The organism is Aquirufa sp. OSTEICH-129A, from assembly GCF_054558355.1.
Map to the genome: position 1 here is coordinate 486,604 of NZ_JBPXKC010000002.1, position 26,355 is coordinate 512,958.

Below are 26,355 nucleotides of genomic sequence, written 5' to 3' on the forward strand. Positions count from 1 at the left end.
ATAATTTGATTTTAATTCCCCAAAATACTCCTTGGAATATTCATCAAAGCCAACTTTCTGTCGTAAATTGCAGGTCCTTTAAAATATTGACATTGATAATGCTTCAGGAGATCAAGGTTTTGTTTCAAAAAGAATTACAAATGGAATGGCGTCAAAAATATGCCGTTCACGGTTTGTTGCTTTACTTGGCTTCTACCATATTCGTTTGTTATTTAGCTTTCAAGGCCAAGCAAGAATCCATTAGTCCGATTACCTGGAATGTCCTTTTTTGGGTTATTTTGCTCTTTATCGCCATCAATGCCATCGGTAAAAGTTTTACACAAGAATCATCCCAGCGGGGTCTGTTTTATTATACATTAGTAAAACCAGAATCCGTCATTTTTTCTAAAATCCTCTATAATTCCATCCTAATGATGGGTATTTCGTTGATAGGAATCTTCATGTACTCTTGGGTAATGGGAAACCCTGTAGGAAATATGTCGCTGTATGTCATTGCCCTGATACTAGGATCTATTGGATTCGCTTCAACCCTTTCCTTGGTTGGTGGGATTGCCGCACAAGCTGAAAATACCTCTACCCTGATGGCGGTATTAAGCTTCCCTATCATCATACCCTTATTGTTATTTTTGTTAAAGCTTTCCAAAAGTGCTTTAGATGGGATTTCAATCTCAGAAAACTGGGATGAAATTGCGGTTTTAGCTTCACTTGATGTGATTGTCATCGTTTTATCTGGTATACTTTTCCCTTATATATGGAGACATTAAAAAAACAGTATTGGAAATGGGCCGGCATGCTATTGCTGGTTTACACCATGTACATGGGTTTTGCAGGGCAGGTGCCCCGCCAAGCTATTTTGAATGAAACTGTTCGTAATCTATACTTCCACGTAACCATGTGGTTTAGTATGATTGCCCTCTTAGGCGTGTCCGTGTTTCATTCCATCCAATATTTACGCAAATCTGACCCTTTGGATGATTTAAAGTCAAATGCCTATGTCATTACAGGACTTGTATTTGCTACCTTGGGTTTACTTACGGGCAGCATTTGGGCTAAATTTACATGGGGAGATTGGTGGACGAATGACCCAAAACTAAACTCGGTAGCCATTGGGATGTTAATTTATTTAGCTTATGTTTTGGTTCGTTCTTCTTTACCGGATGAACAACAAAAAGCGAGAATATCATCTGTTTACAATATTTTTGCATTCATCATTTTCATGGTCCTGATTTGGATACTTCCCCGCATGACGGATTCCTTACATCCGGGAAATGGAGGAAATCCTGGTTTTAATTCCATGGATTTGGACAATCGAATGAGGATGGTATTTTATCCGGCCATTATAGGTTGGATGTGCCTAGGTTTTTGGTATGCTCAATTACGAATCAGAATCCGAAAAATTGAAGTTTTATTAGAAGAAAAAGAACAAGCATGAAAAAATATAGTTTAACCTTATTGTTCAGTTTAACCTGTTTTCTTGGTTTAGCTCAAAGCGACATTGAAATGGCGGATAACTTTCGCGCTGATGGCAAAATCTACGTGGTGATTGCCGTAGTTCTCGTTATTCTCTTGGGATTATTCATTTACCTGATAAGTCTCGATAAAAAGATTAGTAAGCTCGAAAAGCAAGTCAATAAATAAAAATATGAAAAAGACACATATCATTGGTCTGATTCTAATTGCAGTGGCTATTGGAATTATTTTGATTACCACAGGAGATGCCAGTACCTATGTGGGTTTTGATGAGGCAGAGCGTATATCACAAAATGACCCCAATCAAAAAGTCCATGTGGTAGGTACCTTAAAAAAAGATTCCCAAGGAAAGATTGTGGGGATGCATTTTGACCCCGCAGTGGATGCTAATCGCTTGGAATTCATTGTTCAAGATAGTTTAGGAAGAGAAAACCAAGTGGTTTATGCTGCTCCCAAGCCTCAGGATTTTGAACGTTCAGAGAAAATCGTTTTGGTGGGAAGTATGAAGTCCGACAAGATTTTTTATTGCGATAAAATTTTATTGAAATGCCCTTCTAAATATCAGGAAGGTAAAATTTCGGCTGATTCAACAGCCACATATGAAGCAAAAAAACAATTATGATACACGAGACAATCGGATCAGTTGGTCACCTATTAGTCATCATATCCTTTGTAACTGCCCTTTTGGCAACTTTCTCCTATTTCAAAGCCACTCAAACGGCTGATGAATTAGCCGCCAAAGATTGGGTAAAATTAGCCAGAGGCATTTTTATCCTTCACCTCCTAGCGGTGATTGGTGTAGCATCTAGCCTATTTGTCATTATTTACAACCATTATTTCGAATACCATTACGCCTTCTCCCATTCATCTAAGGCTTTACCAATGGCATTCATGATTTCATGCTATTGGGAAGGACAAGAGGGCAGTTTCTTGCTTTGGATATTCTGGCAAGCGATTTTGGGCGTGATTTTGATGGTCAAAAACCCCAAATGGGAAGCACCCGTAATGACGGTATTTGCCCTAGTTCAAACCTTTTTGACTTCCATGATTTTGGGCGTCATTCTTCCTTACATTGATCTAAAAATTGGCTCATCGCCCTTTTTATTATTGCGTGAAGCCCAGCCAGATCTTCCGGTTTGGAGCATGCAACCGAATTTCATTCCGAAAGACGGACGTGGATTAAACCCTTTATTGCAGAATTATTGGATGGTGATTCACCCTCCTACCTTGTTCTTAGGCTTTGCTTTAACCTTAGTTCCTTTCGCTTATTTGATAGCTGGTCTATGGAAAAAGCAATTAACAGAATGGATTAAGCCGGCCTTGCCTTGGGCTCTCTTTGGAGCAGGAATCTTGGGTATTGGTATCATGATGGGGGCATATTGGGCCTATGAAACCTTGAACTTCGGAGGGTATTGGAACTGGGACCCGGTAGAAAATGCCTCTTTTGTGCCATGGTTGGTGCTTATTGGTGCTATTCACACCATGATTGCCTACAAGCATTCTAGTGCAGCCTTAAAAACCTCCATCATCTTGGTGATTGCCACCTTTATCTTAGTCTTATATTCTACCTTCCTAAATCGCTCAGGTATTTTAGGAAATGCGTCTGTTCACTCATTTACAGACCTGGGATTATCTGGACAGTTGCTCATCTACATGTTAACTTTCTTGTTTGTTGCTATATTCTTTGCTGTCAAGCGATGGAAAGAATTACCGGTAGACGAAAAAGAGCTAGGAGTTTACTCCCGTGAATTCTGGATTTTTGTAGGGGCTTCCATATTAGGACTTTCTGCATTCCAATTAATTTTTACTACCTCCATCCCGGTATACAATAAAATTGCAGAAGCTTTTGGCATCGTATCAAATATTGCATTACCAGCTGATCAAGTAGAGCATTACAGTAAAATTCAAATTTGGATCTTCATTGCGATTGCTGCTTTAAGTGCGGTAGGACAATACATCTGGTGGGGAAAATTGAAAGAATCCACCTCATTTAAGCCGCTTACAAACTCGGCTTTGGTAGCTACATTATTTACTGTACTTTTTGTCAACCTAGGCAAGGTCTACACGATTTCCTATATCTTCTTATTGTGGACCAGTTTATTCTCGGTCATCGCTAATTTCAACATACTGATATTCTTAATTCGCCAGCGTTTCAATTTGGTAGGAGGAGCTATGGCTCACGTGGGTCTTGCAGTAATGTTGATTGGTATCTTATTTTCATCTGGATATTCCAAAGTCGTTTCACTGAACCGTTCAGGTTTCGCTATTTCCAATAAAGTGGAGCAGTTTACGAAAGATGACAACAAGGAGAACAAGGAAAATCTTCCACTTTGGTTAGGCCAAGGGGCACAAATGCAAGATTATTTGGTTACCTACAAAGGCCGCATGATTGAGCTAAGAGGAAAGCCAGGATATTACCCTAGAAAGGATTTTGAAATCATTGAGGGTGATTTCCATGCAGTAGCTCTACGTAATGTAGAAAAAGATGGCCAATTGATTGCCAAAAAAGGGGATACTTTAACCGTAGAACCAGAGAATACCTATTATGAATTAGAATTTAAAAATGCCGAAGGGAAATCTGTTTCATTATTCCCGCGCTGGCAAGTAAATCCTAAAATGGGTACAGCCATTTCTCCCGATGTAAAACACGCCTTGAGCCACGACATCTATACTTACGTTTCGCTTGATCCTAGATTAGCAGCAGAAGCAGGAGAAGAAAAACAATGGAGTCAAACGGTGAACTCCACGGTTAGTATTGGCGATACTTTGTTCCTAAATGATTTTGTAGCTGTATTGCAAGATGTTTCTCGTGTTAATACGGTGGAAGATATGACTTTAGGTCCGAATGATGCCGCTGTGAAAGCACAATTCCTGGTCCTTGGAAAAAACTTCCAGCAATTCTCCCTAGCTCCACTTTTCATCATTAAAGGTGGCATGGTGGCCATGCCGGCATTTGAGAGCGAAGAAACGGGAATTAAAATTAAATTCACGGCCATAAATCCTAAAACCCAACAGTTTAGTTTTGCGGTAAATACGACCCAACAAGATTTGATTATCATCAAAGCCTTAGAAAAACCCTACATTAATTTGGTATGGGTAGGATCCATTTTGATCTTTATGGGATTATTTGTGGCCATGTACCGTAGAATGCAACAACCAAAAGTAGCATAATCACATGACTAGGAAAGAGATTATCATATTGTCAGCTGGCATAGGTTTTTTTATCATTTGGATCATTGACTTAAATGCTCCAACACCTGTTGAAATCAAAGGAAATTTTTGGTTAGAGATTTACTTTCATTATGTTTGGCTTATGTTTGCTCTAGGTTCACTCCTTTACTTTCAATATTCCAAGAATTTGCGCCTCAAGGAAGAAGAAAAAAAAGCGGGAGAGTCCAAACAAGATATCCGTAGCCGAGCTATGAAAAGTAACAAGCGCAAAAACTAATTTAAATGGACCCAGATCCCGGATTATATACCACTCAAGTAGCTGGAATAATCATTTCAATGATATTCTCTGCCTTCTTTTCTGGCGTAGAAATGGCCTTCGTTTCCTGTAATAAATTATACTTTGAGCTCAAAGCGAAGCAAAATATTCTGAGCGCCAAAATCATTTCCAATTTTAACCAATCACCCTCTCGATTCATAGGAACTATGTTGATTGGTAATACTTTGTCCCTCGTGGCCTATGGTATTTTCATGGAGGAGTTTTTGCACCATCAAATTTTACATTACATCCCATTACTTCAAAATGAAATCCTGGCACGTTTATTAGCTTCCATTGTTGCCACCATTCTCATTCTCATAACTTCCGAATTTACCCCAAAAAGTATTTTCCTCATTAACCCAGACGTCATATTGGAGTTTTTGGCTATCATCATTTGGATTGTATATGCTTTAATGTTCCCTTTAGTCTGGGTGACAGTTGGTTTATCTAAATGGTTTATTACCCGAGTTTTACGACTAAACTATTCGGAAGAAAAACCCGCTTTCGGTCTGACAGACCTAAATAACTATTTACAAAATTTAAATCGCAAGGTTTCAACGGAAGAGGAGGCGGAGGTCGATACCAAAATCTTTCATAATGCCCTGGAGTTTAAACAAGTAAAAGTGCGTGATTGCATGATTCCTAGAACAGAAATCACCGCCATAGATTTAGAAGAAGGCATAGAGGGTCTCAAACAAGTATTTATTGAATCAGGGCATTCCAAAGTATTGGTCTATAAAGAGAGTTTAGAAGATGTATTGGGCTATTGCCACTCATTAGCCCTATTTAAAAAACCCAAGGATATTCAATCGATTCTTACCAGCATATTGATCGTTCCCGAGGCTATGCCGGCCAACGACCTGATGCTGAAGTTTTCCAAAGACAGAAAATCGCTGGCCCTGGTGGTGGATGAGTTTGGAAGCACATCGGGCCTAGTCAGTATGGAAGATGTCATGGAAAAGATTTTTGGGGAAATCCAGGATGAATACGATGATTCGGAAGATTGGGTAGAAAAGAAATTGGATGAAAACACCTACCTACTATCAGGAAGACACGAGATAGATTACCTCAATGAGAAATATGACTGGAACCTTCCTGAAGGCGACTATGAAACCTTAGGGGGCATGCTAATCAGTTTGTATGAGGATATTCCGCAAGCCAATGAAATCATTACCTTGAATCCTTTTCAATTTCAGATTTTAACGTCCACTGAAACAAGAATTGACACGGTAAAATTGACCATAGTTGGTAAGATTTCTCCGAAAGAAGAATCAAAAATTAAACACTAATTTTCTAGTACCCGCTGTAAAGTTTGGCATTTCATCACCGTTTCCTGCCATTCCTTTTCTGGGTCGGAGTCTTCCGTTATACCACAACCGGCAAAATAGGTAGCCCGACTTTTTCCTTCTACTTGTTCTACTTTAAGGGTTCTTAAGTTAACAAATAGGTGGATTTCATCTCCTAAATTGACTGGACCTAGGTATCCAGAATACAATTCACGAGCATGGTTCTCCGCTTCTGAAATCCATTCAATTGCTTCCTGTTTCGGAGTCCCACATACCGCAGAAGTAGGATGCAATAGCGACAATAATATACCCGGCAATTGTGAAAAGTGTAAGGCCTTGGTATCTACTTTAAACTCGGTTTTTAAATGCAGGAGATTTCCTGCCAAAATCGTTTTAGGACCAATCTCTTCATATTCCCTCAAACGGATTTTCTTAAAACATTCGATGATGTAGCGACAAACATAAGCTTGTTCCTCGATTTCCTTTTGAGACCAACGTGCATTTTGAGGAGGAATTATTTGTCCACTAGGGTCTAAGGCAGATTGGGTACCTGCCAATGCGATGGTACGAAAAATCCCTTGAGCATCTTGCTCCACCAAAGTTTCTGGTGTAGCGCATAGCCAAGTACTTCCCAATTCAGGTATATATAAGGCGCAAACAAAGGCATTGGGATAGGCTTGGCATAATTGTCCGAAAGCCTTTAATGTGGAAAAGTCTCCCTGAAATTCAACCTCATCGGTTCGAGAAAGTACTACTTTTTGAAAATGCCCAGATTGAATTTCTTTGATGGATTCACTGACCCAATGGGTAAAATGCTGATGTTTTCGATCATTTTCCTCCGAATTATGTTGGGGTTTCCAAGTGGAACCAAGCACTTCATCCGACTCAATAGACTCCTCAAGCAATATGTCCGATTTAAGAAAATAAGGCAAACCAATGAAAGGAGCTACTAAAAAACCTGCCGGAAAAGATTCTAAGTCTAAAGAACCGAGCTTCTCTCCTCCCGAAGAATCAACTAAAAAATACCGTTTATCGCTCTTGGGTAATCTCCAAACAGCCATGCCTCCACGCTTTTGTTGCGTATCCTGCCACAATTGTTCCCAATCGAGCAAAGAGGTCATCGTTTTTGGAATTGCGTTAGGCATATATTGGGGTATCGAATTTCAAAGTTAATCAAATAGCTAATTTGATTCCGAATTGGATAAGAATTTTACAAAATTCAACTAATGATACACTCAAAAGGTTTTAATACAACATTTACCTCAGAGAGTGCTTGTTTCAAAATGGTATAGGATTTCTTTTTCTTCTCCCCATCAAAAATATAGGTTGCCACCATTAATTCATCAATGCCCGTTTCTTCAATAAAATCCCCTAATTTTTCTTGTAAAGTTTCTTGACTTCCATAAAAACTACATGCCAACATTCTATCGGCCATGGTTCTTATTTCTGGAATTTGATACGCTTCTGGTAATGGGCCCGGAGGGGCTAAAGGCACGCGACGGTTTGTGATGATGCCCACAAACATACGAATCAAACTACTACGAAGGAAAGATGCCTCCTCATCAGTATCGGCACCCACGACATTCACACAAGCCATGACATAGGGTTTATCCAATAGGGCAGAAGGAATAAAATTCTTTCTGTAAATATCGATAGCCGTACGGAATTGGGCAGGAGCAAAATGAGCCGCAAAAGCATAAGGTAATCCCATTTTCGCAGCCAAATAAGCGGAATCAGTACTTGAACCTAAAATCCAGATAGGTACATCGATTCCTTCGGCAGGGAATGCCCTAACTTGCGCTAAGCTATTTTCTTCACTGAAATACATTTGTAATTGCTCCACATCTTTTGGGAAATGGTAGGCCGTATCCATATTATCCCTTCTTAGCACTCGAGCAGTTTGTTGGTCCGTTCCTGGAGCGCGCCCCAGTCCTAAATCAATCCGATGGGGATAGATGGATGCCAGGGTGCCGAACTGTTCGGCAATGACTAAAGGACTATGATTGGGCAACATGATACCACCGGAACCTACCCGAATCTGGGATGTTTTTCCCGCCACATGACCAATTAAAACAGAGGTAGCCGAACTAGCGATGAACTCCATATTATGATGTTCTGCTAACCATATTCGCTGATATCCCAATGCCTCCGCATGTTGAGCTATTTCCACCGTTCTATCGATGGCCGTTGCAGCTGTTCCTCCTTGTGGAATAGGAGCAAGTTCCAAGACAGAAATGGGTATTTGACGCATTTTGAAATAATTTACAATAAAAGATTAAAACGATAAGCTTCCAGATTATGTTCCCTTGGTTTACTATAATTTCACCTGCCGACTATAATACAGGTCATCTACTTTGCCGTCAAGGTCGAAATCTTCTATTCCCCAAAATTCAACCTGCTTTTTCTTGATTTTCAGTTTGAATTTATAGGTGATACGCTTAGGAATGGTGTCCTGAATGATCAAAGTATCTTGCTTAATGGTCCATGTTCCCGCAGGATCATAGGTTGTTTTTCCTTGTAGGTTTCGGTGCAAAGAATGATACCGCCCGTCAGCAGCATAGGTAGTTTGAATGTTCTTCGCCTTCATTTTCGCCTCCCAATCTTTGGCCAGCACTTCCATCTGAAAAGTAGAATCCGTGTTTTTATAGGTAGGCATGGATATTTTCAAATGAGCTATCTCCCAAGTACCAATGATGGCTTTGGATGTGGGTTGACTGCAGGAAAAGGTCAGTAGGCTAACAAGTACGATGAAAGCTCCAAAAAGGTTTTCATGTGTTTTCATCTAGATTTGGTCTAACACAAATTACCAATATTTACGCCGACAATATCGCCACGGTCAAACGGCTCACACAGACTAAGTCGCCCTGCTCATTGTGAATTTTAATATCATAGACGTGCATGCTCCTGCCTATCCGAATGGGGCTGCAGGTACCTATCACCCAACCCTCTCGAACTGATTTCAAGTGATTGGCATTGATTTCTACTCCTACTGCTTTGATGCTTGCAGGATCCTTAGCCACCAACATGGTGGCAATGCTGCCCATTGTTTCTGCCAAAACTACGGATGCCCCACCGTGCAATAGACCAAATGGTTGCTTTGTCCGATGATCTACAGGCATACTAGCTGTGAAATAATCCGGGTGAATTTCTAAAAATTCAATTCCTAGATGTTCAATCATATTGCCCTGGCTGAAGCTATTCAGTTGTTCGATCGTGATGGATGTATTAAACATATATTTCGTATTTTTGTGCCTAAAATTCGCAATAATTTACTAATTCCAATCCCAATTCGCCTTTTTTATGCACCCTATCAAAGACATTTACTTAATTCGCCACGGAGAAACTGATTATAATAGAATGGGGGTGGTGCAAGGAAGTGGCATTGACGCCCATTTGAATGAATTAGGCCGTCGACAAGCACAGGCGTTTTTTGATCATTACGGTGATTTATACTTAGACAAGATTTATACCTCTGCTTTAGTCCGTACCCACCAGTCGGTAGATGGCTTTATCAAGAAGGGAATTGCTTGGGAACAACACCCTGGATTGAACGAAATTTCCTGGGGAAATAAGGAAGGGAAGTCGCCCAACACGGAAGACGACCTTTACTATAAAAATTTAACCAGAACTTGGCGAGAAGGGAACATTCATGTACCTTCGGAGGAGGGAGAGAGCCCGGTGGAGGTTTTGGAAAGACAAAAACCCGTAGTTGATTTAATCCTATCTAGACAAGAAGAGCAGGCCATTTTAATTGCGATGCATGGTCGAGCGATGCGGGTTTTATTGACACATTTGTTTGAACAGCCTCTACATAAAATGGATGATTTTGCACATAGCAATCTCTGCTTATACCATTTACAATACTCTTATCCCGATCGTGCTTTTAAATTGGTAAAAGGTCCATTAACGGAACATTTAAAGCACTTGCCAGATTCTATGTAAATATGAAGAGACAAAAGCTGTATTGGGTATTACAATTTTCCGGCTGGTTTGCCTGGACACTCAATGAGGCTTTGTTGTACACCATGCAATATGGCTGGCGTTGGGCTTGGCTTTATGCCTTTGTGGGCAATATTTCTTTGGCTATTTTACTGACACATCAATACAAACAGATTACTCAAAAATACCAATGGCAGAATTTTCCGCTATTTAAATTATTGAGGAGGAATTTACAGGCGCTTTTGACCATGGCCTCCATCCTTTTAGCCTTTAATTTACCTCTCGATTTCGCCTTATTGCAAGAAAACTATGAAGTCAAATTGAATACCTTCATCATTCTACAATACCTATTTAACTTCATGAAACCGCTGGCCATTTGGCAGTTAATTTATTTCTTCTTTCAATACTCCCAAAGAAAACTGGAAATCGAAAGGCAAAATGACCAACTGGAGAGAACCATACAGGAGACAGAAGGCAAAGTCCTTCGGGCTCAAATGAACCCTCACTTTGTGTTCAATGCCCTCAATAGTATCCGAGCATTAATTACAGAGGATCCCAATAAAGCCAAGAGAGGAATTAATCAATTGTCGAAATTATTACGAAGTTCCTTACTGACTGAAAGGAAAAAAACGATTCCCCTAGCAGAAGAAATAGAAACCATTGTGGATTACCTTTCCCTGGAAAAAATACGGTATGAAGATCGCCTTTTCTGGGATGTTCAGATTCCCAAGGAGGATTTAAAAGCGGAGGTTCCTCCCATGATTTTACAAACATTGGTAGAGAATGCCATCAAACATGGTATTTCTCATTCAGTCAAAGGAGGTACCATTCTTATCAAAGCCTACAAGGAAGGAAATTTATTGCATGCCCATGTCATTAACCCCGGAAGCATTAAAACCAAAGAAAGCGAAACTGGCGTAGGAATGAAAAATTCCATTTCTAGATTGAAAATTTTGTTTGGTGAGACCGCTCAACTAAGACTTAAGCCATTCGACAAAAATCAAGTGATTGCCGAATTAATAATACCTTATCTTGTGCCTTAAATTTCTGTGTTTATATAAAAAAGCCCTATTATGAATGCTATAATCATCGACGACGAACGTTTAGCTAGAAATGAACTAAAACGTTTATTAGAAAATTTTCCTCATATCCATGTCATTGGAGAAGCTGCTAATACAGATGAGGCGGGGGCATTAATTGAAGAATTACATCCTGATGTTATTTTCTTGGACATTCAAATGCCTGGCAAAACTGGTTTTGAGTGGTTGGAAGAATGGGACGGATATTTACCAGAGGTAATTTTCACCACTGCCTTTGATGAATATGCCTTGAAGGCATTTGAAGTCAATGCACTTGATTATGTACTAAAGCCTATTGAACTAAGTCGATTGAGTGAAAGTGTTCAAAAACTGGAAAAACAAATAGCTAATAAGGTAAAATCCCATCCAGAACAAGTTTCTGTAGTGCCTCAACATTTTTTGACAGCGCAAGATCAAATTTTTGTAAAAGATGGAGAGAAATGCTGGTTTGTACGTTTAGATAAAGTCCGTTTATGTGAATCTATGGGCAATTATGTACGTTTATTTTTTGATGACCAAAAGCCTTTGGTATTGAAATCTTTAAATGCCTTAGAGGACCGTTTAGACCCTAAAGTCTTTTTTAGAGCGAATCGAAAACACATCATCAACCTCAATTTTATTGAAAAGATTGAACCTTGGTTTTCAGGTGGGTTACAAGTAACCTTACAGGGGAAAGGCGAGAAAATTGAAATCTCTAGAAGACAGTCGATTCGCTTCAAAGAATTACTCTCCCTCTAAATTTTCTTCTTTTACTATTTCTTCTTTCTTTTTGCGAGAGGGTGCTTCACCAAGCACATAGCCATAAGCGTGCAAGGACGGTACATAGTCAAATATCACTTTGACTATGGCTGTCAATGGCAAGGCCAATATCAAGCCCGGAATTCCCCAAATCATTTCACCTAATAGTAGGGCTAGCATAGCCACCATCGGATTAACACTTACTTTAGAACCAATCACCAAGGGCGTAATGAAGTTGGCCTCAATGAATTGAACTGCAGCAACCCAAGCAATTACCCCAAGGGCATGAGAAGGGCTCAATACTATCAAACTAAGGACAATTGGGCCACTGGCACCCATCCAAATACCCACGTAAGGAATCAGCAATAGTAAACCTGTTAAGATGCCAAAAAAGTAAGGGTAATCTACTCCAATCCACCAGAAACCGATGGTATTTAATATGGAAACGATGAGCATGACGACCATAAGTCCAACCAAATAGGCTTGTACAACTTGCCCTGTTTTACTCATGATGCCTTTTAATACATGTGATTCCGTATTGGGAAAGACCATTTCCAAAAATTTGGCAAAAAAGCTGCGGTAATACAGGAAAAAGAAAACGAAAATGGGTATTAAAATGATGGTGGTAATGGAATGAATAATGGTTCCGAAGGTGGTCGTTAAAATGGTCCCTGAATTCTTAAGAAGATTAATGGTTTGATTACTGATTTCCACCATTTGTTTTTTGCGAGAGATATTGAGATTCCTCGATAAAAAGCTCTGTAAACTAGCAATATAGGATTCTGCCTTCTTGATAAAAATAGGCCAATCTGAGGCAAATTCAACCATCTGAACCGTCAAAATAGCCAAAATGCCGACTATGGCAGCTACCGTAATCAAGAGGCAAATCGTAATAGAAACGGAGCGAGGTAAACCTTTCTTTTCCAGCCAAGAGGTTAGGGGAAGTAAGAGGAGGGCCAGAATTAAAGATGCTGCTAGGAGGATCAATAAATCCTGCAAAAAGTATAATCCCAAAACCAAGAGCGTAATGGAAATCAAAACAGCTGCTAAACGGACAATATAGGAAGATTCTTTCGCCATAAACCAAAGCTAATGATTAAATTTAGTCGAAAAAAATTAATAATTTAGTAACATAGCCCTCTCTATATTTGCAGCAAGTTTTAAAAACACTTCCCTAAATTCATCTTATGAGCCAGGCAGCAGCCAATTCGACAAAAATTCTTTTGGTAGATGATGATCCTGATATTTTAGAATTATTGGAATACAATTTAGCCAAAGAAGGTTTTGTGTTAGCGAAAGCAAGCGATGGGAAAGAGGCCATTGCGATGGCACAGGAATTCAATCCTCAATTAGTGATATTGGATGTGATGATGCCGGCTATGGACGGTATTGAAACCGCTCGCCGCATGAAATCCATGCCTGAGTTAAAAGATGCACTCATTCTGTTTTTAACCGCCCGGGGTGAAGAATATACCGAAGTAGCCGCTTTTGATGCCGGGGCCCATGATTACATCATTAAACCCATCAAACCGAGGGCTTTGGTGAGTCGAATCAAAGCGATGCTCAAGCGAGAAACGGTCGAGGATAATCAAGATATTATTGAAATTGGGGGCTTGCTCATCAATCGCACTCAATATGCCGCCACCTTTGAGGGAAAAGCATTGGTACTTCCTAAAAAAGAATTTGAATTACTTTCATTCTTAGCCAAAAACCCGAATAAGGTCTTTAACCGGGATGAGTTATTGGAGAAAGTTTGGGGTTCAGATGTGTACGTGGTAGAAAGAACCATTGATGTACATATTCGAAAATTAAGGGAAAAAATTCCTGAATATTACATCAAAACATTAAAAGGTGTTGGTTATTTATTTTCGATTGAAAAGAACTAATCGTAGAAAATTTCCATCATTTATCGGTAAATTGCGCCCTCAATGAGGGGTTCTTATTTAATTCTAGCACTATATTTTTTGATCCATTCCTTGGCGGCTCAAAGCCCCAAGCGAGAATTGCGTGGCGTTTGGGTAGCTACTGTCCAAAACATCGATTGGCCATCTGCGAGAAATTATAACAGCATTAAACAAAGGGAAGAATTCATAGACCTGATCAATTCTCACCATAAAACGGGCATGAATGCCATTTTTGTACAGGTTCGCTGTGCGGCAGATGCGCTTTATGCCAAAAGTACAGAACCTTGGTCGGCTTATTTATCTGGCTTTCAAGGACAAGCTCCGAGTCCCTACTACGATCCCATGGAGTTTATGATTGAGCAAAGTCATGAGCGAGGTATGGAATTTCATGCTTGGTTAAATTTGAATCGAGCTACCATGTCTTACAAAACCATTCTGAGTTCAGATCACTTGGCTCGTCGACATCCTGATTGGTTGTTTTCTTATAATGGTCAATTGATTTTAAATTTTGGTATACCTCAGGTCCGGCATTATATAGCGGAATTAGTTAAAAATTTAGTTAAAAATTACGACGTGGATGGGGTCCATTTTGATGATTACTTTTACCCCTACCCTGTTAAGGGAGCAAATATTGCTGATGAAAAAACCTACCAGCAATATAAATTTCCTGAGGAAAGTTTGGCGGATTGGAGAAGAAGAAATGTCAATATGCTCATTCAAGAAATTGCTGAAACGATTAAATCCACCAAGCCAAAAGTGAAGTTTGGCATTAGTCCTTTCGGGATTTGGAGGCACCAAAGTATTGACCAAGAAGATGGCTCACCCACCCGTGCAGGTTTACAATCTTATGATGATTTATTTGCCGACACAGAATTATGGATTAGAAAAGGTTGGGTAGATTATTTAGCCCCTCAATTATACTGGGGCACAACGCACCGGGTGGCACCTTACAAGGCATTGGCTACTTGGTGGAATGAGCATAGCTTTGATCGACCTATTTACATTGGGCATGCGGCATACCATTTAAGTGATTTGTGGGCACCCAATGAATTGGCAAAACAATTGAACATTTCAAGAAGTTTACCTAAAGTTCAAGGAGCCATTTATTTTAGCTCCCGACAAATCAGCCAAAATACCAAAGGTTGGAGAGATAGTTTACGTTCGAAGCATTTTGAGCATGTTGCCTTGATTCCCCCTATGTTATGGTTGGATAGCATTGCACCCACTGCACCGCACCAAGTTAATTTAAGTAAACAAAAAGACCAATGGGTCTTACGCTGGAAAGAGGGTGAACCCAGTTTGGATAATGATCCGCCTCTGTATTATGTGGTGTATCGGATTCAAAAAGATGAAATTGAGCCTTTGGACAAGGCGGAAAATATCATTTATAAAGGAAGTGATAAACAAATAATAATTGACACGAAATGGATCAAATCGGGCACCGGGTTTGTTGTAACAGCTTTGGACCGATTACATAATGAATCTATTCCTGGGACAATCCAATGGATAGTCCCCAATGTGGTTGAATAAATTGATGAACATGAAATTCTTGCATTTATCTGTTAAAGAAATTACCGAAGAAACGAAAGATACCAAAACGATACATTTTTGGCATCCGATACATGAGGCATTAAGCTATCATTCAGGACAATTTTTAACTGTGATTCCTGTAATTAATGGGAATAAGGTACGCCGAAGCTATTCCTTATCTTCCTCTCCCTTAATTGACCATTCACCCGCCATTACGGTAAAGCGCATCCCTGGCGGAGTGGTATCCAATTATTTATGTGATCAAATTAAGGTTGGAGATAGCCTTGAGGTGATTGAGCCAATGGGCAACTTTTTTGTTGAACCGCAGGCAGACGCTGCTAAAACCTATGTATTCATGGGAGCTGGGTCAGGTATTACGCCATTGATTTCCATGATTAAGACAATACTGAAGTCGGAACCTCAATCCAAAGTACATTTGATTTATGGATCTCGACATGAGGATCAAATAATATTCAAGAAAGAATTGGAACATTTGGAAAAGTCACATGTTGGGCGCTTCCTTGTTTTACATGTAATTAGTCAACCGTCAGCGAATTGGCCTGGGCTAAAAGGACGAATCAATAAAGCTTCAACGGTATATTATTTGAAACAAGAATTTGGCCTAAATATAGCAGAGGCCCATTACTATTTATGTGGTCCAGTTGGGATGTTGGATGAGATCCAGGAAGCCTTAGGCATGTTTGACGTACCTACTGCACATATTCATCGGGAATTATTTCACGCTAATACTCCTGCAGAAGAAACCTCGGAAGATGATGGTAGCTTAAAAGAGCAGGAAATCACCATTATTTATGAAGGTAAGGAGCATCGAGTTACCGTAAAGCCTCATGAGACCATTTTAGAGGCGGCCCTTTCAGCCGATGTTGATGTGCCTTATTCATGTCAGGCAGGAATGTGTACGGCTTGCATGGGCCTATGTAAAAGTGGCAAGGTTATGATGGATGAAGAAGATGGTTTGACAGACAATGAAATCAAAAAAGGCTATGTACTTACCTGCGTGGCTCATCCTTTGTCGAGTGGTGTGGTTATTGACCTAGATTAATATATCAATTTATTGATTCAATAAAAAAATCGTTTTTTCGTTAACCTTGACAGCGTTTCAAACGCTGTCAAGGTTTAAAAAATCAAAAAAAATCTCTTGGATCCCACGCTACTCGCGTATTGTCATACAGCAGATTTAGCTTTTGCATATCATCAGGTGCAATACTAAAATCAAAGACCTCCATATTCTCTTGAATCCTTGCTTTTTTAACTGATTTTGGAATAGTTACAGCACCTAATTCAATGTTCCATCGAACCAATAATTGAAAGGTACTTTTCCCATATTTTTCCGCAATTTCGTTTAAGGTAACATCGTCTTTTTTCCAACCACGAACTAAAGGAGCATAGCCTTCTACTTGAATATTGTTACTTTGATTAAAAGCAAGTTCATCTGGCATATAACAAAATGGACTCAATTCAAATTGATTCACTGCTGGACAAACATGGGCACTCACAAAAAGTTCTTCTAGGTGTTTTTGATAATAATTTGAAACACCAATGGAGCGACATAATTTTTGTTCATGCAAAGTCTCTAGGGCCTTCCATGTTTCTTTTCTGGCATTATCCTTGGGCCAATGAATCAAGTAGAGATCTAGGTATTCTACATCTAGGTCCTTTAAAGTTTTATCAAAGGCCCTCAGTGTAGAATCATAACCCATATCATCCATCCAGACTTTACTTGTTATAAATAGCTCGCTTCTAGGTATACCGGACTCATTTATTCCTTGTCCAACTTCTTGCTCATTCCCGTATATGGCCGCTGAATCTATCAAGCGAATACCCAAATCTAAGGCATCCAATACGGATTGTTTGATTTCATTTTGCTGTTTTGGAGCATATAATCCAAGGCCCAATTGGGGCATTTTTATGCCATTATTTAATGTTACGAAAGGTATGTTCATGTTAGAATTTTCTTGCTTTTCACCTCCTAGATTTGTCAACTTTTGAAAAGTTGACAAATCTAAAAAAAAATCATTTCAAAAATAGTGCCCATTTTATCAATCAATTGATTTATACCAATCAAGAAACCTATTTTTTCATCTGCAAAAGCCAAATACCTTGTGTATTTTTGTAAAAAATTATTCGCATGAGTAGAACGATTGGCTTAGAAGCGCCCAAAAGAAGTTTTCTTCCTTCTGATTTCCAGTTAAGCACTTGGGAAAGTGTATTACCCTATTTTGAAAAACTAAGTTCTTTGTCCATTCAAAGCCTGGAAGAGTTAGAACAGTTTTGCATCAGCCGATCTGAATTAGAAAGCTATTTATCTGAAAATTTTGCTTGGAGGTATATCAAAATGTCTTGCGACAATCAAAATGAGGAGCTACAAAAAAGTTACCAGCAGTTTGTCAATGACATCATGCCCAATGCCTCCATTTACGAGGATGCTTGGAACAAAAAAATAGTTGAATCTGGCTTTGCAGATCAATTACCCGCACATGGATATGGCATTATGCTTCGTGGCATGAAAAAAGCCATTGAAATATTTCGAGAAGAAAACATCCCATTATATACGGAACTATCCAATCTTTCCACCGAGTACGGTGCCCTAACTGGTGGCTTAATGGTCGAAATTGATGGTCAGGAAAAAACACTTCAACAAGCAAATGCCTATTTAGAATCCACTGACCGAAATAAGCGCCAGGAAGTGTATTTACTCGTAGCCAATAAACGGCTAAGTATCAAACAGGAATTGAATGAGCTATTCAATAAACTGATAGAACGAAGACATCAAGTGGCTCTAAATGCTGGTTTTAATAATTTTAGAGATTATTCCTTTGCAAGCTTAGGTCGTTTTGACTACACAGCAAATGATTGTTTTGAATTTCATGATGCTGTCGCTCAAACTGTTGTTCCCATGGTCAACCAGCAAGCGGCTAAAAGAAAGGAAGTCCTTCAAGTAGAGGCATTAAAACCTTGGGACAAAGCGGTTGATCCATGGGGAAGAAAGCCTTTAGTGCCTTTTACCACCGCTGATGATTTACTGAATAAAACCATACACGTATTTGATGAATTAGACCCATTCCTAGGTAACTGCCTCAAAGAAATGGTCAAATTAAATCGATTTGATTTAGATTCCCGAAAAGGGAAAAACCCAGGTGGCTATAATTACCCATTAGAGGAAAGTGGATTCCCTTTCATCTTCATGAATGCCGCAGGACAAGTACGCGATATGGTCACTTTACTACATGAAGGTGGACATGCTGTACACTCCATCGTCACCAAGGACCTAGCGCTGAATGCTTTTAGAAATGTTCCGTCTGAAGTAGCCGAACTGGCTTCCATGAGTATGGAATTATTAACCATTGATCATTGGGATATTTACTTTCCCAACCCAGAAGAAGCTAAAAGAGCCAAAATCAAGCATTTGGAAGACATTTTAGAAACTTTACCTTGGGTGGCCACGATCGACGCCTTTCAGCACTGGATTTATGAAAACCCTTCGCATAGCCAAGCAGAAAGAGATGCTAAATGGTTAGAAATCATTTCGAGATTCTCAGATAATGTCACAGATTGGTCAGATTTACAAGAAATCAAAACCAATATTTGGCAGAAACAATTACATCTATTCGAAGTACCCTTTTACTACATCGAATATGCCATCGCCCAGCTGGGTGCTTTGGCCGTTTGGAGAAATTATTGCCGTCAGCCTAAACAAGCTTTGGAGCAATATTTACAAGCTTTGGAATTAGGCTATACAGAACCTATGAAAACAATTTATGCCACGGCAGGAATTGAATTCAATTTTAGCAAAGCCTACATTGCTGAATTAATGAGCTTTTTAGCTGAAAAAATCAAAAATTTAGAAGAAAGCTAAGCCGCATATTTAAAGAAATTTTTTTTGTACCAATTTTGGACTTATTTTTGCATCGGATTTTTTACACAACTATATGAAATTGAAAAGTTTATTACCTGCCCTTCTTGTTGTTGCTTTAGCTAGCTCATGCGATTACCAAAAAAACAATCGAATTAAGCAAAAAGATGTTCGTGAAGGTGATACTTATGTATACGGTGTTCATCCAGATAGTGCAGCAGCTCAAACAAAACAGACTTACACAGCTAAACCTGAGTTGGAAGTGAAAGCCAATGAATTGCGTGCTAAATTGTACAACTCTAAAAATGTAAGTGAGTAATACCACTCGCTAGACCATATTCAAGCCTCCGAAATTTCGGGGGCTTTTTTATTTCTCCATGAAATAGTCGCGAATAAAATCCAACTGATAAATTAAGGCCGTGTAGATACTTGCCCATAAAAAGGCTGAAATTGCCATAAAAAACAGGATTCTTGGTAAAGGAACTTTAAAGGAGAGAGCCAACAAACTACCTCCAATAGGAGTCAAAAATAAGGGGGTACATGCCGCTATCCCTTTGATGCCAAACTTTGTCCAAATCTTAACCGCTAATCTAGCCCGTTTACTAAAAACCAAGGGTTTTTGTTGGCGCCATTGGGCAATATATTTGACTAACCATTGACCTAAACTAATCATAAAACTCACGGTAATCATCATCCCCAGCCAGGTAAAAAGTATCGTTTCAACCCAGCTGAGACCCATACTGAAACCTGTAATAGGACCAGCAATGAACTTGATGGCTGTGGCTGCCATGACAGCCGAATAAGAAGACCAATCCATCTTTTAGTTCAATTTATATTGACGCAAACCTTTATCCAAAAACTCTACAAAATGATCCACATTGGCATCAAATGCTACCGGGCTTACCAAAGGTCCACCCTCGGTTCTAGGATCCAATAAGACATAATGTGGTTGTGCGTTAGAATTAAATCGACTTATCTGAAAATCTAAGTTCTGATCACCCAAGGTTTTCTTTTCCTGTCCGTCCACTTTTGAAACGTACCATTGATCAGCAGGCAATTCCGTCTTATCATCACAATATAAAGCCACCACCACATACTCCTCTTGCAAACGTTTCAAGACCTTGGGATCAGACCATACATACTCCTCCATTTTTCGACAATTCACACAACCATGACCGGTAAAATCAATGAACAATGGCTTACCTACTTGAATGGCATAGGCTTTTGCCTCTTGGTAATCGAAAAAGCCGGTCAAACCTAGGGGCAACTCTAAGAAATCTCCGTATTTAACTGTTCCAGTTGAGCCTGGCTTTATGCTAACTTCTCCTGAATTACCTTTGAAATCTTGGCTACTCATAGGAGGCAACCATCCTGATAAACCTTTCAAAGGTGCACCAAACATTCCTGGAATTAAATACACCACAAAAGCCAATACAGCCGTGGCAAACAAAGTTCTTGGAATGGATAATTTTCCTGCAGGACCATCATGTGGTAAAGAAATTTTACCAAACAGATACAAGGTTAAGGCTCCAAAAATAGCAATCCAAATGGCTAAGAAGATTTCACGGTCCAATAAGTGCCAGTGATATACTTGATCCGCTACACTCAAAAACTTGAAGGCTAGGGCTATTTCTAAGAAACCCAATACCACCTTTACCTCGTTCATCCAATTCCCAGATTTGGGTAATTTTTGCATGAAACCAGGGAAAATGGCAAATAAAGTAAAGGGAATAGCAAAGGCTAAAGAGAAACCAAGCATGCCAATGATGGGTTTCACAAAAGCTCCTTGGGAAGCCGCTATTAAAATACTACCAGCCAATGGCCCCGTACATGAAAATGAAACCAACACCAAAGTGAAAGCCATAAAAAACACCCCAATCACCCCACCTTTGTCAGATTTAGCATCTACTGAATTAACCATGCCTGAGGGCAAAACTATTTCGAATGCTCCTAAAAAGGAAATACCAAAAAAGATAAAAATTCCAAAAAACAAGAGATTAGGAATCCAATGAGTACTTAAGAAATTGGCAAAACTAGCCCCAGCAAAAAAGGCCAAAAGCGTTCCGAAAAACACATATATCAACACGATGAAGGAACCATACAAAAAGGCCAATCCTTTACCCCCTTTTTGTTTGGTAAAAAAACTCACCGTCATCGGAATCAAAGGATAAACACAGGGTGTCAATAATGCCAAAAGTCCAGCCCCCATTGCAATCCAGAAAAATTGCCATAAAGACTCATCAGGAACTACGGGACTAGCACTAGGAACTACTGGTTCAAGGATTTTTTTTTTTGAATCGTCTGAAGTTACATTCGAGGCGGCAGCAGTGCTAGCAAGGGTAAATGCCCCTTTGACGGGCACACAAAGTCCACTTTCATTGGAACAAGCCTGAGAATCATAATTCCCTTCAATCTTCCAATTTTCAGCATTGATCTTGATTTTCTGTCTAAACTCCCCTTTTTCGGTAAAATAGGTGTACGTTCCATTCCAAATCTCTTTATCAAATTTAGAATGTGGATTAACAGCTTTTAAACCACCCACCAATTCAAATCCAATTGGATTTTTGATTGTCACGGTAGTCACAACCGGGCCTAAATCTTTGTCAAAATCAGATGAATAAAGGTACCATCCTTTTTCAATACTTACCTGAAATACAATTTCAGCCTCCTGGCCTACGGTCGGCTTCGCTGGCTCCAAAGTCCAAGACCATTTGGCGGGTACAAGCTTTTGGGCTAACACAGGGCTTAGCACAAAAAGAAACAAGCTTAGGAGAAGTAATTTGTATTTCATATGTTCAATATTTTCATAACCAAACGTTGTTTGGTGTATATCTAGTTCGTGAGAGTGAAATAATTTTCAAAATTAAACAATTTAGTGGATATCTATGACAAATCTATAGAACGGAAAAGGCCGTAAAATGGTTTTTCTATTCGGATAAAAAAACGTAATTTTGTGCCCATTCTAACGTAAATACGAACAATATATTTCCATGGCTGCAAGCACATTCCCACAACAGCGCGATAACGAAATTTTTTCATTGATTAGTCAAGAAGCTCACCGTCAGGAATTCGGTATCGAGTTAATTGCTTCAGAAAACTTTACTTCTCCTCAAGTGATGGAGGCTCAAGGTAGCGTTTTGACGAATAAATATGCGGAAGGACTTCCAGGCAAACGTTATTATGGAGGTTGCGAGGTAGTGGATGAGGTGGAAACGCTAGCCATAGAGCGTGCTAAGCAATTGTTTGGAGCTTCATGGGCAAACGTGCAACCACACTCTGGGGCACAAGCCAATGCAGCAGTATTTTTATCTTTTTTAAATCCTGGCGACAAGATTTTAGGATTTGATCTTTCTCATGGGGGTCACTTATCCCATGGTTCTCCGGTAAACTTTTCTGGAAAATATTTTCAAGCATTTTTTTACGGTGTAGAAAAAGAAACAGGTTTAATTGATTGGGATAAGGTAGAAGCAACTGCCGCCAAAGAAAAACCAAGATTAATCATATGTGGCGCTTCTGCCTATTCTCGTGATTGGGATTACGCTCGATTAAGAGCCATTGCAGATCAAGTGGGCGCCATTTTATTAGCCGATATTTCACATCCATCAGCGTTAATTGCCAAAGGTTTATTAAATAACCCGATGCAACATTGCCATATTGTGACAACTACCACGCACAAAACTTTACGTGGACCTCGTGGAGGCTTGATCATGATGGGAAATGATTTTGAAAATCCTTTTGGGTTCAAAACATTGAAAGGCGACTTGAAAACCATGTCGGCTTGTCTAGATGGAGCCGTATTCCCTGGAACTCAAGGTGGTCCACTAGAGCATGTGATTGCGGCGAAAGCCATTGCCTTCGGTGAAGCGCTTACTCCGACATTTGAAGCATATGCTAAACAGGTACAAAGCAATGCACAAGCTATGGCCAAAGCATTTTTAGCCAAAGGTTATGATATCATTTCAGGAGGAACGGATAATCACTTGATGTTGATCGACCTACGCCCGAAAGGTCTAACTGGAAAATTAGCAGAAAATACCTTAATCAAATCAGATATCACCATCAACAAAAACATGGTGCCGTTTGATGATAAATCTCCATTTGTTACTTCGGGAATGCGCGTGGGTACTGCCGCTATGACAACCCGCGGTCTAAAAGAAACAGAAATGGAACAAATCGTTGATTTGGTTGATCGCGCATTGATGAACCACGAAAACGAGACAGTATTGGCACAGGTTAAAACAGAAGTAAATCAGTGGATGAAGCAATTCCCACTTTATTTATAAAAAACAAATATGGCATTAGATCAGGATTGGGACGACGAGGACCAGGATGAAGATAAGGACGGCACAGAAATGTCGTTTATGGATCATTTAGAGGAACTAAGGTGGCATATTATTCGCTCTTTAGCTTCTATTGTGATTTTTACAATCTTGGCATGGATTTTCAGAAATGAAATCTTTGGAATCATCATCATGGGTCCTACCAAAGTAGATTTCTACACGAATCAAGTGCTATGCCATTTAGCTGAATTAACAGGAATGACCAGTTTGTGTATGCAAGCTGCTGACTTCATTCTGCAAAGTAGAGAGGTATCTGGTCAATTCATGATGGCTCTAACCCAGTCGATCATCGTGGGACTATTATTTGCATTTCCTTATGCCTTTTATGAAATCTGGCGATTTATCCGTCCGGGTTTAAAAGAAAAAGAACAGAAGGCAGCCCGTGGAGCAGTTTTCTGGGTTTCTTTACTCTTTTTTGTTGGGGTGTCTTTTGGCTATTTCGTGGTAGCTCCCATGGCCATCAATTTTCTGGCAAACTTCAAATTAGATCCTAGTATCCAAAATCAATTTGACATCAACGATTACATATCGTTATTATCCATGTTGACTTTGGCATGCGGCCTTACTTTCCAATTACCGATGATTGCCTTTGTACTATCTCAAGTGGGAATTCTTACGCCTTCTTTCATGAGAGAATACAGAAAACATGCCCTCATCGTGATTTTGTTAGTAGCAGCTATCATCACCCCTTCCCCCGATGTGATTTCACAATTATTGGTCGCCTTCCCTCTCTTTGGCCTCTATGAAATCAGTATCCTCGTTTCAGGAAGAGTATTGCGCAGAAAAATGAGAGAAGAAGCGCTTGAATCGAATTCGTAAAGAGTTCCTAATTAACCAACATGAATTACCTATCCGCGGAAAATATTTCTCGCAATTTGGGTGAAAGATGGGTCTTTAAAAACCTATTCTTTGGCCTACAAAAAGGAGAGAAAGTATCCCTCATTGGAAAAAATGGCACGGGTAAAACTACCCTTATGGAAACCCTCATGGGTCTCCAAAGCCCTGATGAAGGTAAAGTAACCATTCGCAAAGGTATTCGCGTGGGTTATCTTCCTCAAAACCCTATTTTTCAAGAAAATGAGGAAGTACTTAACTACCTTTTTTCAGATGATTTACCCAGTGCACAAGCCATCAAAGCCTATGAAAAGGCTATGATTTCTGGAGATGCCAAAGAACTTGAAGATTCTTTTTCACTCATGGAAGCTAACAATGCTTGGGATTACGAGGCTAGAGCCAAACAAATCATTACGCGCTTAGGAATTCCCGATGGAGATCAAAAAGTTAGTACACTTTCAGGTGGACAAAAGAAACGTCTTTCGCTGGCCAAATTATTGATTGAGAGTCCGGATATCATGATTCTGGATGAGCCGACCAACCATTTAGATATTGAAACCATCGAATGGCTAGAAGGCATCCTCTCGGGCCCCAATGTAACGGTGCTCGTTGTCTCTCACGATCGATATTTCTTAGATAAAGTTTGTAATAAAATGCTAGAGCTAAGCAATGGCTCTATTTATACCTACGAAGGGAACTATGCCTATTTCCTGGAGAAAAAAGCAGAACGGGAAGCTTCCGAGGCTAGTACTATTTCCAAAGCCAAGAACTTATACCGTAAGGAATTGGAGTGGATGAGAAGGCAGCCAAAAGCCCGTGGAACTAAAGCTCAATCACGCATTGATGCTTTTGCTGAGACAGAAGAAGTTGCTCACCGTAAAGTAGATAATAGCAAACTGGAATTAAACATTCAGATGTCGCGTTTGGGCAATAAAATCATTGAGATTAATCACCTAAAGAAAGCCTGGGGTGACAAAAAAATAGTTAATGACTTTACCTATACTTTCAAGAAAAAAGACCGTATTGGTATAGTAGGTAAAAATGGAGCTGGAAAGACTACTTTCCTTCAGTTACTAACTGGACTTGAACAACCTGATGCCGGGACCATTGACCCCGGAGAAACTTTAGTGATTGGATATTATACCCAATTGCCTTTTGAATTTAAGCCAGAGCAAAGAGTCATTGATACCATTACAGAAATTGCCGAAGTGATTCCTTATGGAAAAAATGAGTCTTTGACACCAAGCCAATTTTTAAGTAAGTTTTTATTCCCAACAGCTCAACAATATACGCCCGTTGAAAAACTTTCTGGAGGGGAGAAAAAAAGGCTTCAATTGATGCAAGTATTGGTCAAAAACCCCAACTTCTTGATATTAGATGAGCCTACCAATGATTTAGATTTAGATACCCTACAATTATTGGAAGACTTTTTAAGTGAATTTCAAGGCTGTTTGTTATTAGTTTCCCACGACCGTTATTTCATGGATAACCTTGTGGATCAATTGATTTTAGTAGAAGGGGAAGGAGAAGTCAATTTCTTCAATGGAAATTATACTGATTATCGAATTGCCCTAGAAAACAAAGAAAAAGAACCTGTTGCAGAGAAAAAAAATCCAACTCCCCTAGTTGAAAGTAAACCAGCCCCTAAAGGAGCCAAGCTTAGTTTTAAGGAAGCCAAAGAATTGGAAGAACTTGAAAAAGAAATGGCCGTGATGGAAGGGCAAAAAGAAGCACTAATTGAACGTTTGAGCAAAGGGTCTGATAATTTTCAAGATTTAACAGCCTGGGCTGCGGAAGTTGAGCGATTAAAAAATAGTTTAGAGGAAAAAGAAATGCGTTGGCTAGAATTATCTGAGCGCGCTTAAACCAATACC

Annotated in this window: 26 protein-coding genes; 18 read left to right on the plus strand and 8 right to left on the minus strand. The window is 39.5% G+C overall.

Translation table 11 applies throughout. From position 1 onward, the window contains the following. Positions 1-98 precede the first annotated feature (98 nt). Genes SKC36_RS06030 through SKC36_RS06060 form a run of 7 tightly spaced genes read left to right on the plus strand, consistent with a single transcriptional unit; the run spans position 99 to position 6,246 of the window. On the plus strand, positions 99-764 hold the full coding sequence (locus tag SKC36_RS06030) for a heme exporter protein CcmB (protein ID WP_459465205.1): 666 nt from the start codon (positions 99-101) through the stop codon (positions 762-764). Further along, positions 752-1,432, plus strand: a complete 681-nt coding sequence (gene ccsA / locus SKC36_RS06035; RefSeq protein ID WP_459465207.1) for a cytochrome c biogenesis protein CcsA — start codon at positions 752-754, stop codon at positions 1,430-1,432. Before SKC36_RS06030 ends, ccsA (SKC36_RS06035) begins: the two co-directional genes overlap by 13 nt. Then, positions 1,429-1,638, plus strand: a complete 210-nt coding sequence (locus SKC36_RS06040; protein ID WP_459454094.1) for a CcmD family protein — start codon at positions 1,429-1,431, stop codon at positions 1,636-1,638. Before ccsA (SKC36_RS06035) ends, SKC36_RS06040 begins: the two co-directional genes overlap by 4 nt. Before the next feature lie 4 nt (positions 1,639-1,642). Continuing rightward, on the plus strand, positions 1,643-2,092 hold the full coding sequence (locus SKC36_RS06045; RefSeq protein WP_459454093.1) for a cytochrome c maturation protein CcmE domain-containing protein: 450 nt from the start codon (positions 1,643-1,645) through the stop codon (positions 2,090-2,092). Continuing rightward, positions 2,089-4,641, plus strand: a complete 2,553-nt coding sequence (gene ccsA / locus SKC36_RS06050) for a cytochrome c biogenesis protein CcsA (RefSeq protein WP_459454092.1) — start codon at positions 2,089-2,091, stop codon at positions 4,639-4,641. The genes SKC36_RS06045 and ccsA (SKC36_RS06050) overlap by 4 nt, the downstream gene beginning before the upstream one ends. Positions 4,642-4,645: 4 nt before the next feature. After that, positions 4,646-4,918: a hypothetical protein gene (locus tag SKC36_RS06055; RefSeq protein ID WP_459454091.1), complete on the plus strand. Its 273-nt coding sequence runs from the start codon at positions 4,646-4,648 to the stop codon at positions 4,916-4,918. Between the two features lie 5 nt (positions 4,919-4,923). Next, positions 4,924-6,246, plus strand: a complete 1,323-nt coding sequence (locus tag SKC36_RS06060) for a hemolysin family protein (RefSeq protein WP_459454090.1) — start codon at positions 4,924-4,926, stop codon at positions 6,244-6,246. On the opposite strand, the gene SKC36_RS06065 is transcribed toward SKC36_RS06060, so the two are convergent. From SKC36_RS06065 to SKC36_RS06080, 4 genes are all read right to left on the minus strand, one after another. Next, positions 6,243-7,388: a chorismate-binding protein gene (locus tag SKC36_RS06065; RefSeq protein WP_459465209.1), complete on the minus strand. Its 1,146-nt coding sequence runs from the start codon at positions 7,386-7,388 to the stop codon at positions 6,243-6,245. The two genes, SKC36_RS06060 and SKC36_RS06065, sit on opposite strands and share 4 nt — an antisense overlap. A gap of 74 nt (positions 7,389-7,462) precedes the next feature. Continuing rightward, positions 7,463-8,494 carry an LLM class flavin-dependent oxidoreductase gene (locus SKC36_RS06070; RefSeq protein WP_459465211.1) on the minus strand — a complete coding sequence of 344 codons (1,032 nt, stop codon included), beginning with the start codon at positions 8,492-8,494 and terminating at the stop codon, positions 7,463-7,465. Positions 8,495-8,557: 63 nt separating this feature from the next. Beyond that, positions 8,558-9,025, minus strand: coding sequence for a hypothetical protein (locus tag SKC36_RS06075; RefSeq protein ID WP_459465213.1), 468 nt, complete (start codon positions 9,023-9,025; stop codon positions 8,558-8,560). Between the two features lie 31 nt (positions 9,026-9,056). Further along, complete coding sequence (locus tag SKC36_RS06080; protein ID WP_459465215.1) at positions 9,057-9,476, minus strand: hotdog fold thioesterase; 420 nt, start codon at positions 9,474-9,476, stop codon at positions 9,057-9,059. A gap of 67 nt (positions 9,477-9,543) precedes the next feature. On the opposite strand from SKC36_RS06080, the gene SKC36_RS06085 reads away from it, so the two are divergent. The 3 genes from SKC36_RS06085 to SKC36_RS06095 are packed head-to-tail and all read left to right on the plus strand — an operon-like array spanning position 9,544 to position 11,999. Beyond that, complete coding sequence (locus SKC36_RS06085) at positions 9,544-10,185, plus strand: histidine phosphatase family protein (RefSeq protein WP_459465217.1); 642 nt, start codon at positions 9,544-9,546, stop codon at positions 10,183-10,185. 2 nt (positions 10,186-10,187) lie between these two features. Further along, positions 10,188-11,225 (plus strand): sensor histidine kinase, encoded by a 1,038-nt coding sequence (locus tag SKC36_RS06090; RefSeq protein ID WP_459465219.1) that lies wholly within the window; start codon positions 10,188-10,190, stop codon positions 11,223-11,225. A gap of 30 nt (positions 11,226-11,255) precedes the next feature. Next, positions 11,256-11,999, plus strand: coding sequence for a LytR/AlgR family response regulator transcription factor (locus SKC36_RS06095; RefSeq protein WP_459454083.1), 744 nt, complete (start codon positions 11,256-11,258; stop codon positions 11,997-11,999). Here SKC36_RS06095 and SKC36_RS06100 read toward each other — a convergent pair. After that, positions 11,985-13,079, minus strand: a complete 1,095-nt coding sequence (locus tag SKC36_RS06100) for an AI-2E family transporter (RefSeq protein WP_459454082.1) — start codon at positions 13,077-13,079, stop codon at positions 11,985-11,987. The genes SKC36_RS06095 and SKC36_RS06100 overlap by 15 nt on opposite strands. A gap of 107 nt (positions 13,080-13,186) precedes the next feature. Between SKC36_RS06100 and SKC36_RS06105 the strand changes: the two genes are divergently transcribed. Genes SKC36_RS06105 through SKC36_RS06115 form a run of 3 tightly spaced genes read left to right on the plus strand, consistent with a single transcriptional unit; the run spans position 13,187 to position 16,496 of the window. Then, positions 13,187-13,885 carry a response regulator transcription factor gene (locus SKC36_RS06105; protein WP_459454081.1) on the plus strand — a complete coding sequence of 233 codons (699 nt, stop codon included), beginning with the start codon at positions 13,187-13,189 and terminating at the stop codon, positions 13,883-13,885. Between the two features lie 42 nt (positions 13,886-13,927). After that, positions 13,928-15,433 (plus strand): glycoside hydrolase family 10 protein, encoded by a 1,506-nt coding sequence (locus SKC36_RS06110; RefSeq protein WP_459465221.1) that lies wholly within the window; start codon positions 13,928-13,930, stop codon positions 15,431-15,433. A gap of 10 nt (positions 15,434-15,443) precedes the next feature. Then, the gene (locus SKC36_RS06115) at positions 15,444-16,496 is read left to right on the plus strand and encodes a 2Fe-2S iron-sulfur cluster-binding protein (protein WP_459465223.1); all 1,053 of its coding nucleotides are present in this window, start codon (positions 15,444-15,446) and stop codon (positions 16,494-16,496) included. Positions 16,497-16,578: 82 nt separating this feature from the next. Here SKC36_RS06115 and SKC36_RS06120 read toward each other — a convergent pair whose 3' ends face one another. Continuing rightward, on the minus strand, positions 16,579-17,397 hold the full coding sequence (locus tag SKC36_RS06120; RefSeq protein WP_459454078.1) for an aldo/keto reductase: 819 nt from the start codon (positions 17,395-17,397) through the stop codon (positions 16,579-16,581). Between the two features lie 185 nt (positions 17,398-17,582). Here SKC36_RS06120 and SKC36_RS06125 point away from each other — a divergent pair, with 185 nt between their 5' ends. Both SKC36_RS06125 and SKC36_RS06130 read left to right on the plus strand, forming a co-directional pair. After that, complete coding sequence (locus tag SKC36_RS06125; RefSeq protein WP_459454077.1) at positions 17,583-19,310, plus strand: M3 family oligoendopeptidase; 1,728 nt, start codon at positions 17,583-17,585, stop codon at positions 19,308-19,310. 73 nt (positions 19,311-19,383) lie between these two features. Continuing rightward, a complete protein-coding gene (locus SKC36_RS06130; RefSeq protein WP_459454076.1) occupies positions 19,384-19,626 on the plus strand; it encodes a hypothetical protein in 243 nt (80 codons plus the stop codon). Between the two features lie 48 nt (positions 19,627-19,674). On the opposite strand, the gene SKC36_RS06135 is transcribed toward SKC36_RS06130, so the two are convergent. Continuing rightward, positions 19,675-20,124, minus strand: a complete 450-nt coding sequence (locus SKC36_RS06135; RefSeq protein ID WP_459454075.1) for a hypothetical protein — start codon at positions 20,122-20,124, stop codon at positions 19,675-19,677. Between the two features lie 3 nt (positions 20,125-20,127). Then, positions 20,128-22,098: a protein-disulfide reductase DsbD family protein gene (locus tag SKC36_RS06140; RefSeq protein ID WP_459454074.1), complete on the minus strand. Its 1,971-nt coding sequence runs from the start codon at positions 22,096-22,098 to the stop codon at positions 20,128-20,130. A gap of 199 nt (positions 22,099-22,297) precedes the next feature. Between SKC36_RS06140 and SKC36_RS06145 the strand changes: the two genes are divergently transcribed. From SKC36_RS06145 to SKC36_RS06155, 3 genes are read left to right on the plus strand one after another with little or no spacing between them, the layout of a single operon-like run. Continuing rightward, positions 22,298-23,590: a serine hydroxymethyltransferase gene (locus SKC36_RS06145; protein ID WP_459454073.1), complete on the plus strand. Its 1,293-nt coding sequence runs from the start codon at positions 22,298-22,300 to the stop codon at positions 23,588-23,590. Positions 23,591-23,599: 9 nt separating this feature from the next. Then, on the plus strand, positions 23,600-24,466 hold the full coding sequence (gene tatC / locus SKC36_RS06150) for a twin-arginine translocase subunit TatC (protein WP_459454072.1): 867 nt from the start codon (positions 23,600-23,602) through the stop codon (positions 24,464-24,466). Positions 24,467-24,486: 20 nt separating this feature from the next. Further along, positions 24,487-26,346: an ABC-F family ATP-binding cassette domain-containing protein gene (locus SKC36_RS06155; protein ID WP_459465225.1), complete on the plus strand. Its 1,860-nt coding sequence runs from the start codon at positions 24,487-24,489 to the stop codon at positions 26,344-26,346. The last annotated feature ends 9 nt before the right edge of the window (positions 26,347-26,355 follow it).

Bases quoted from the DNA above. Each gene is read 5' to 3' on its own strand.
- ccsA (WP_459454092.1), top strand. From the start codon at position 2,089: ATGATACACGAGACAATCGGATCAGTTGGTCACCTATTAGTCATCATA.
- SKC36_RS06080 (WP_459465215.1), bottom strand. From the start codon at position 9,476: ATGTTTAATACATCCATCACGATCGAACAACTGAATAGCTTCAGCCAG.
- SKC36_RS06145 (WP_459454073.1), top strand. From the start codon at position 22,298: ATGGCTGCAAGCACATTCCCACAACAGCGCGATAACGAAATTTTTTCA.
- SKC36_RS06030 (WP_459465205.1), top strand. From the start codon at position 99: ATGCTTCAGGAGATCAAGGTTTTGTTTCAAAAAGAATTACAAATGGAA.
- SKC36_RS06130 (WP_459454076.1), top strand. From the start codon at position 19,384: ATGAAATTGAAAAGTTTATTACCTGCCCTTCTTGTTGTTGCTTTAGCT.
- SKC36_RS06155 (WP_459465225.1), top strand. From the start codon at position 24,487: ATGAATTACCTATCCGCGGAAAATATTTCTCGCAATTTGGGTGAAAGA.
- SKC36_RS06100 (WP_459454082.1), bottom strand. From the start codon at position 13,079: ATGGCGAAAGAATCTTCCTATATTGTCCGTTTAGCAGCTGTTTTGATT.
- tatC (WP_459454072.1), top strand. From the start codon at position 23,600: ATGGCATTAGATCAGGATTGGGACGACGAGGACCAGGATGAAGATAAG.
- SKC36_RS06140 (WP_459454074.1), bottom strand. From the start codon at position 22,098: ATGAAATACAAATTACTTCTCCTAAGCTTGTTTCTTTTTGTGCTAAGC.
- ccsA (WP_459465207.1), top strand. From the start codon at position 752: ATGGAGACATTAAAAAAACAGTATTGGAAATGGGCCGGCATGCTATTG.
- SKC36_RS06040 (WP_459454094.1), top strand. From the start codon at position 1,429: ATGAAAAAATATAGTTTAACCTTATTGTTCAGTTTAACCTGTTTTCTT.
- SKC36_RS06115 (WP_459465223.1), top strand. From the start codon at position 15,444: ATGAAATTCTTGCATTTATCTGTTAAAGAAATTACCGAAGAAACGAAA.
- SKC36_RS06135 (WP_459454075.1), bottom strand. From the start codon at position 20,124: ATGGATTGGTCTTCTTATTCGGCTGTCATGGCAGCCACAGCCATCAAG.
- SKC36_RS06105 (WP_459454081.1), top strand. From the start codon at position 13,187: ATGAGCCAGGCAGCAGCCAATTCGACAAAAATTCTTTTGGTAGATGAT.
- SKC36_RS06055 (WP_459454091.1), top strand. From the start codon at position 4,646: ATGACTAGGAAAGAGATTATCATATTGTCAGCTGGCATAGGTTTTTTT.
- SKC36_RS06085 (WP_459465217.1), top strand. From the start codon at position 9,544: ATGCACCCTATCAAAGACATTTACTTAATTCGCCACGGAGAAACTGAT.
- SKC36_RS06060 (WP_459454090.1), top strand. From the start codon at position 4,924: ATGGACCCAGATCCCGGATTATATACCACTCAAGTAGCTGGAATAATC.
- SKC36_RS06095 (WP_459454083.1), top strand. From the start codon at position 11,256: ATGAATGCTATAATCATCGACGACGAACGTTTAGCTAGAAATGAACTA.
- SKC36_RS06070 (WP_459465211.1), bottom strand. From the start codon at position 8,494: ATGCGTCAAATACCCATTTCTGTCTTGGAACTTGCTCCTATTCCACAA.
- SKC36_RS06075 (WP_459465213.1), bottom strand. From the start codon at position 9,025: ATGAAAACACATGAAAACCTTTTTGGAGCTTTCATCGTACTTGTTAGC.
- SKC36_RS06125 (WP_459454077.1), top strand. From the start codon at position 17,583: ATGAGTAGAACGATTGGCTTAGAAGCGCCCAAAAGAAGTTTTCTTCCT.
- SKC36_RS06045 (WP_459454093.1), top strand. From the start codon at position 1,643: ATGAAAAAGACACATATCATTGGTCTGATTCTAATTGCAGTGGCTATT.
- SKC36_RS06120 (WP_459454078.1), bottom strand. From the start codon at position 17,397: ATGAACATACCTTTCGTAACATTAAATAATGGCATAAAAATGCCCCAA.
- SKC36_RS06090 (WP_459465219.1), top strand. From the start codon at position 10,188: ATGAAGAGACAAAAGCTGTATTGGGTATTACAATTTTCCGGCTGGTTT.
- SKC36_RS06110 (WP_459465221.1), top strand. From the start codon at position 13,928: ATGAGGGGTTCTTATTTAATTCTAGCACTATATTTTTTGATCCATTCC.
- SKC36_RS06065 (WP_459465209.1), bottom strand. From the start codon at position 7,388: ATGCCTAACGCAATTCCAAAAACGATGACCTCTTTGCTCGATTGGGAA.